5 protein-coding genes are annotated in these 6592 nt (G+C 72.1%); 1 reads left to right on the plus strand and 4 read right to left on the minus strand.

The genetic code is table 11. The features are described from left to right. The 3 genes from VF665_RS11580 to VF665_RS11590 all read right to left on the minus strand — a co-directional run. Positions 1-315, minus strand: a 315-nt coding sequence (locus tag VF665_RS11580; RefSeq protein WP_331053593.1) for a LemA family protein, incomplete at its 3' end; no start/stop codon positions are given. A gap of 26 nt (positions 316-341) precedes the next feature. Next, on the minus strand, positions 342-1100 hold the full coding sequence (locus VF665_RS11585) for a nucleotidyltransferase domain-containing protein (RefSeq protein ID WP_331053594.1): 759 nt from the start codon (positions 1098-1100) through the stop codon (positions 342-344). Further along, entirely contained in the window at positions 1097-1915 is an 819-nt protein-coding gene (locus VF665_RS11590; RefSeq protein ID WP_331053595.1) for a TPM domain-containing protein, read from the minus strand. Before VF665_RS11590 ends, VF665_RS11585 begins: the two co-directional genes overlap by 4 nt. A gap of 103 nt (positions 1916-2018) precedes the next feature. On the opposite strand from VF665_RS11590, the gene VF665_RS11595 reads away from it, so the two are divergent. Continuing rightward, positions 2019-2615 carry a hypothetical protein gene (locus VF665_RS11595; protein WP_331053596.1) on the plus strand — a complete coding sequence of 199 codons (597 nt, stop codon included), beginning with the start codon at positions 2019-2021 and terminating at the stop codon, positions 2613-2615. Positions 2616-2804: 189 nt separating this feature from the next. On the opposite strand, the gene VF665_RS11600 is transcribed toward VF665_RS11595, so the two are convergent. Next, a partial coding sequence (locus tag VF665_RS11600) for a translocation/assembly module TamB (RefSeq protein WP_331053597.1) occupies positions 2805-6592 on the minus strand: 3788 nt, incomplete at its 5' end.

Genomic DNA, 6592 nt, shown 5'->3' on the forward strand with positions numbered 1-6592 from the left:
CACGTTGCCGCTCTGCACCGCCTGGTTGAGCTGCTGCTGCGTCTGCGCAAGCTGCTGCTCGGCCGCGGCCACGCTCTGGCCGCTGCGGGCCTTGGCCACGTCGGTGTACGTCCCCCGCTCGAACTCGGCGGCGCCCTTGACCGTCGCCACCAGGTTGGGGATCAGCTGGTTGCGGTTCTGCAGCGCCACGCCGATGTCGCTCTTGGAGCGCTCGGCGGCCTCGTCCAGCTCCTGAATGCGGTTGTATCCGCATCCGCCCAGCGAAAGCGCCAGTACGAGCGCCATCGCGCTCCGGGTCACGCGCATCTTGGTCATCTCCCGAACAGGATGAAGGATCATGCTCACGCCTGTGCGCCTCCCTCGCGCACCAGGCGGTCCACATAGGTCACCACGCGGTGCACCGCGTCCAGGTACCCCACGGCCAGCGGCGAATCCGCCGTGGGCCGCGGAGGCTGGCCGGCGGCGCGCGCACGGTGCACCTCCAGCAGCGGGCCCGGGTTGAACCCCGCCCGCGCCGCCACCTTGAGCACCACCTCTTCGGCGTCGCGCACGCCGTGCTCGCCGCTCAGGCGCAGCACGGTGCGAAAGAGCACCAGAAAGGTGGAAAAGGACCGCACCAGCAGCCCGCCCAGCTCCGCCGGCTCCCCGGCAAAAAGCAGGTATTGTTCCCGCAGCAGGATCTGCTTGCCCTTGAGCTCCTTTTCGCACTGCAGGCGCAGGTCCGCCGCGTTCACCGTGATTCCGGCGAACGGGTCCGCCCCGGCCAGCACGTGGTGGGCGTCGCGCATGTCGGCCACCTCGATGGCGAACACGTCGGCCGAGCGCAGCCACTCGTCGTGCGAAAGCATGAGCGGGGTAGGGTTGCCCTGCGCCACCCAGTCGCGCGCGTGCTGCCCGGCGCGGCGCAGCACGGCGGGCGAAAGCTCCCGCACCAGCACCATCACGTTCAGGTCCGAGGCGCCGCGCCGGTACTCGCCGCGCGCCGCGGAGCCGTACAGCACCACGCTCACCAGGTCGTCGCCGTACAGCGACTCCATCTCCCACGCGAAGTGCTGCGCTCGCTCCAGCTCTTCCGGCATCTGCCCCGCGTCTCGCGTCACCAGTCTCCTCCCGCTCCGCCGCCCCCGAATCCACCCCCGCCCCCGAACCCGCCGAACCCGCCTCCTCCGCCCCCGCCGCCGAATCCGCCCCCGCCCCAGCCGCCGCCTCCGCCGCCCATGGGGAACGGGATGATGACGGGCCCGCCCCACCCCCGCCGGCGGCGGCCCCCGCCCCCTCCGCCGCCCCGCATCATGAAGAAGATGAAGATGACGACCAGAAAGATGAAGAACCCGTTGCCGCCCCCGCCGCGCCTTCGCCCCTGCTGCATGCGCGGGTCGGCGCGGGGGTCGTTCTGCGGTGCCACGGACGTTCCGCCCGTGCGCTGAAAGCCGAAGTTGCGCGCATACTCGTCGGCGATGGCGCTCACCGCAAGCAGGATTCCGCGCCCGGGATTGCCGGCCTGCAGCTGCGGCACCAGCAGGTCGCGCCCGATGCGCCCCCCTTCCGCGGCGGTGATGAAGGTGTTGGTGCCGATCCCCGTTTCCACCCGCCACTTGCGGTCCCCTGTGGAGACCAGCACCACGGCGCCGGTGTTGCGCGCCCGGTCGCCCGGCTCGCCCGACTTGCCCACGCCCCACTCGCGGCCCAGCTCGCGCGCGACGTCGCTGGCGTTGCGCCCCTCCAACGACGTCAGGGTGACCACGACGATTTCGCCGCCGGACTTCTGGCGCACTTCCTCGATCACCTGCCCGATGGCGGTCTCGTCCGCGGCGGGGATGATGTTGGCGAAGTCGTTAATGTAGCCCACCGGCCGCGGGTAGCGCGGCTGCGCGGCGAGCGGAACCGGGATGAGCGCCAGCGCCGCCAGGAGCATTCGGCGCGCCGCTTGCGGATTGCGGCGGCGCCGGGTCGCCGCTGTGGCGTGCCCGGCCTTCGCCGTTGCCCAACCCCGTTCCGAGCCGCCCGGGAGATCGTGGATGAAACGCACGCTGCTGTTTGTGGCCGTGAGCCTGACCGCCGCCGGATGCAGCGATTCCAGGGTGATTGTCCGCGCCAATCTGGACAAGGGTGGTGAGCCGGTGGCCGACATGCCCGTCTACCTGCTTCCCTACGACCGGGTGGCGCTGATGGATTCACTGGAAAAGGCTTCGGAACGCCCGGAGCCCACCATTCCCGCGGAACTCCTACAGCAACTCCAGCGCCTGAGCGCTCCGCCCAGGGTTCCCGGCGACTCCACGGCCCGGCTCGCGGCGCTGCAGCGGCGCCAGATCCAGGCCCGCATCGACAGCATTCGCGGGCTGCGGCGCAAGTGGCGCGAGGGGGTGTACGCGCCGTTCGACAGCCTGGCCAAGAACAAGGCGGCGGAGCTGGGCGTGGATGCCGCGGCCGACACCACTGACAAGGCGGGCCTGGCCGCGGTGCCCGCCGACGCGGGCACCTACTGGCTGTACGCGTCGTACGTTCTGCCGCACAGCACGCTGGAGTGGAACGTTCGCGTAAAGGTGCCGGAGGGGCAGGACAGCGTCGTGATCCCGCTCACCCGCGCCAACGCCCGCGAGCGGCCGTTCTACTAAGCCCCGGGTGCGAGGTGCAGCGGAAACGAAACCGCCTCGCACGGAGTTCACAGAGAACTGCACGGAGGTTCACGGTACAGATCCGTACCGTGACCCTCCGTGTTTTTTCCCGTGATCTCCGTGAGAGGGGGTTCATCTTCCCTGGGCGATCGACAGAAAGGGCGCCTCCGGTGAGAGGCGCCCTCTTGGTCAGTCCGGCGTGGGCTCGGGCGGGGTGGGCGGCGGCGCGCCGGTGGGCGTGCTCATCTGCCCCGGCGCCGGCGTGTCGCTCGCGGGCGGCACCGGCTCCACGTTCTCCAGCACGTCCGCGTCCGTCACCTTGGGCCGGCCGTACTCCCACCGGCGGCGCAGCTCCCCCGAGAACTGGTACGCGCGGCGCTGCAGGTTCAGCAGCAGCGGGTCGCGCCGCACCGGCTCAAACGCGCCGCGGATGGACCAGGTGCGCGACGCCTGGTACTCAAACGAGGCGCCCGGCCGCGGCTCGCTGAAGATGTTGGCGATCTCCAGGACGACGTAGAAGTCCTCGAACAGCTGCTTGCCCGCCTCCACCGACGCAAAGGCCAGGATGTCGGTGCTGATGGCGCTCACCCCGCCGCCGAAGCCCACCCCCGTGGGCCGCGCCCGCAGCCGCACGTAGTCAAAGAAGCCCAGCTGCGTGAACACCTGCTCCAGCTGGCTGGTGATCACGCCGCCCAGCAGCTGCTCCAGGATGACCCCCTGCGTGAACTCCGAGGGCAGGCTGGCCAGGTCCGCGCTGCGCCGCCCGAACAGCAGCAGGCTGAGCAGCTCCGATTGGGGCAGGGGCGGGCGCGTGTTGCTGCTGAGCGCGATCGTCGGCTGCTGCAGCGTGCCGCCCAGGTTGATGTTGACGTCCAGGTCGTCCGCGCCCGGATCGGTGCCCCGCACCTGGTGCACGGCGTTGATGTCCAGCCGGGGATTCAGCTCCGGCGTGCCGGTGAACTGCACCGTCCCCCGCTCGATCTCGAAGTCGCGCTGAATGGGGCCCACGCTGAGCGTGTAGGTGCCGCGAACGGTCTGCACCTCGCCGAACACCCGGGGCAGGCCGCCGCCCTCGTACACCAGCAGCGGCCTCTCCGTACGGACGTACACGCTCAGCTCGCTGGACTGCAGCCGCACGTTCTCGCCGATGCTGACTTCCAGGTTGTTGGGCACCAGCATGCCCACCACCCCCGCCGCGGTGGCCACCCCGGCGGAAACGGTGTCGGCTCCCAGCGCGCCCACGTCCACGTCCACGATGTCGGCTTCCGTGGGCTGTCCGGTTTCGGGGATGTAGATCACCCCGTCCTCGATGGTCAGCGCCCCGGTGAGGTCCGCGCGGGGCAGGCGGCCGGTGATGCGCAGCCCGGCATCCACCTGCAGTTCGGCGACGTCGTCCCGCTTCATCGCCTGGAAGTTCTCGGTGGTGATCGCCAGGTCGATGGCGGGGCGGCCCGGCTGGTCCAGCAGCACGCTGCCGCTCACCCGCGCCACGCCGTCGCCGCCCGTGTGCGCCACGGCGCTGTCGATCACGATCTGCTTGCCCTGCAGCCGCACCGCCGCCGCCATCCGCTCCAGCCGCACCCCCGTCTGCACCACGGTGACCGCGGCGTTGGCCAGGACGGCCGTTCCCGCCACGGTGGGCTCGTCCAGCGTGCCCGACACGTTCACCTGCGCGTACGCCTGTCCCCCGCCATCCTTGAGGTACAGCGGAAGCGCGCCGGCCACCAGCTGCATGGGGAGCGAGTCCGCCGTGAGCGTGGCGCGCAGCGGGTCGGTGCGCAGCAGCGCGAACGAGGGCACCAGCCCGCCCAGCGTCAGCGTCATGGGCACGCGCGCGTCGGCGTTCAGGATGGTGCGGCCGCCCAGGCGCACGGTGGCGCGCAGGGCCATGGCCCGGTCGGCGAACTCGCCGTTCAGCGCCAGCGTGTCCGTCTGCAGCCCGCCGAACGCCAGCCCCACCACCGTGCCGTCCAGCAGCACCCGCGGGCGCTCCACCGGGCCGGTGATGGCGGCGTTCAGCGTCACGATCCCCGCGGCGTCGGGAAGCATGGGCGCAAGCTGCCGCAGCTCCGCCAGGTCCAGCCCGGCCACGCGGATCATCAGGTCCGCCGTCCCCGTGGCCGGCAGCGTTCCGTTCGCCTCGATGAAGCCGCTGGCGGAGCCGCCGCGGGCCAGCCGCAGGCTTTCCACCCGGTAGCCGCCGCCCTCCAGCCGGGCCAGCCGCGCGCGGGGCACGGCCAGCGTCCACTGCACGTCGCGCAGCCGCAGGTTCAGCTGGTTCAGCACCACCGCGTTCACCGCCAGCCCGTTCAGCTCCAGGGCGCCGCTGGCGTGCAGGTCCGTATTCTCGTCGCGGCGCAGGTCCAGCCCAAAGGTAGCGCCGTCCGGGGTCAGGTTGGCCTGCAGCTCCACCGAGCGGATGGTGTTGCCCGCCACCGTGAGGGAGGTGCCGTTCAGCGCCACGTTCCCCGTCCACACCGTTGCGCCCTTGGCCAGCCGCACGTCGCCGGCAAGCTGCTCGGCGCGGTAGCCCTGGTACTGGATCCCCGATCCGCGCAGCGTGGCCGCGATCTCCGGGTAGCGCAGCGTTCCCATCACCCAACCGCTGGCCTGCAGCGACCCCGCGATCTCCGGCTCGAACGCGCCCGGCGGGGGAACGAACGCCGCCAGCACCCCCAGGTTGGGCGCGTTCAGGGTAAAGCGCAGCGGCTCCGGCGCGGCGCGGGTCAGCCCCAGCTGCCCGCTGGCCTCAAGCTGCACGCCGCGCACCCCCAGCGACAGCGTATCGAAGCGCAGCACGCCCCCGTCCGTCGCCACGCGCACCACGCCGCGCTCCACCGCCACGCCGCCCACCGTGGTCCCCGGCTCGGCGGTAAAGGCGATGCGGCCGTCGAACGTTTCGGCCGTGGTGCCGCGGCCGTTCACGTCCAGCGTGCCGTTCAGCCGCGTGCCGGGCAGGTTGGCGAAGCCGGGAAGCCCGCTCAGGTCCAGGTTGCGCACGCGGCCCGTGACGGCATAGACGGGAACGTCGCCGGGGGCGTAGGTGCCGCGCACATCCACCGTGCCCATCTGCCCGGTGAGCGCCACGTCAAAGCGGTACGGCTGGCGCCCGCCGCCGGAGACGGCGATGGGGCCGCTCACGGGGCCGGGGAGCAGCCCGGGCCGGCCGATCAGCGCGCCGATGCGGAAGTTGTCCACCCGTCCGGAAATGTCGAACTGCGGCGATCCCGTTCCCCCCGGCCGGCGCACGGTGCCGCCCAGCGCAAAGCTGCCGTTGGCGCCCTGCCGCATGTCCACGGCAAAACGCAGGTCTTCCGTGGTCCCCCGCGCGGAGAAGGTGCCGGTCAGCGGGCCGTCCAGCGGCACGCTTCCCGTCACCAGCGCGCCGGCGCGGAACGCCTCCACCCGGCCGCTGACGTCAAAGCGCATGGGCGTGCCCGTTCGCAGCGACCCGGCGATGGCGATTCCGCCAGCGGCGCCCTGCAGGTCGGCGTCGAACCGCACGTCGTCCCCATTGCCGGTGATGGAGATGGGCCCGGCCAGCGTGGCGCGGCGGAAGGGGAGCGCGGGGAACAGTTCCGTGAGCGTGGCCAGCGCCAGCGGCCGGGCGCGGGCGCGCAGCTCGTAGCGAAGCACGTCGCCGTTGCGGACCGTTCCCGACAGGTCCGAGAGCACCGTCTCCGGCGCGTCGCCCACCTTGTAGACGATCTCCCCGCCCTCGATCCGCAGATTCGCGGGCGAGCCGGACAGGGTGGCGCCGCCGGTCAGCAGGCCGCGCAGCAGCGGGTTGGGCTGGTCGCTCAGCGCGGCCAGGTGCTCCACCCGCAGCGGCCGCGCGTCCACCCGCAGGTCGCTGAAGCGGATCGGCTCCTCTGCCCCCGGGCGGTAGCGCACCAGCCCCGCCGCGGCGATCACGGACGGCTCCGCGCCGGGCTGGTCGCGCGGCGTGAGGTCCGCCGTCAGGTCGATGCGCAGCG

The organism is Longimicrobium sp. (assembly GCF_036387355.1).
GTDB lineage: Bacteria > Gemmatimonadota > Gemmatimonadetes > Longimicrobiales > Longimicrobiaceae > Longimicrobium.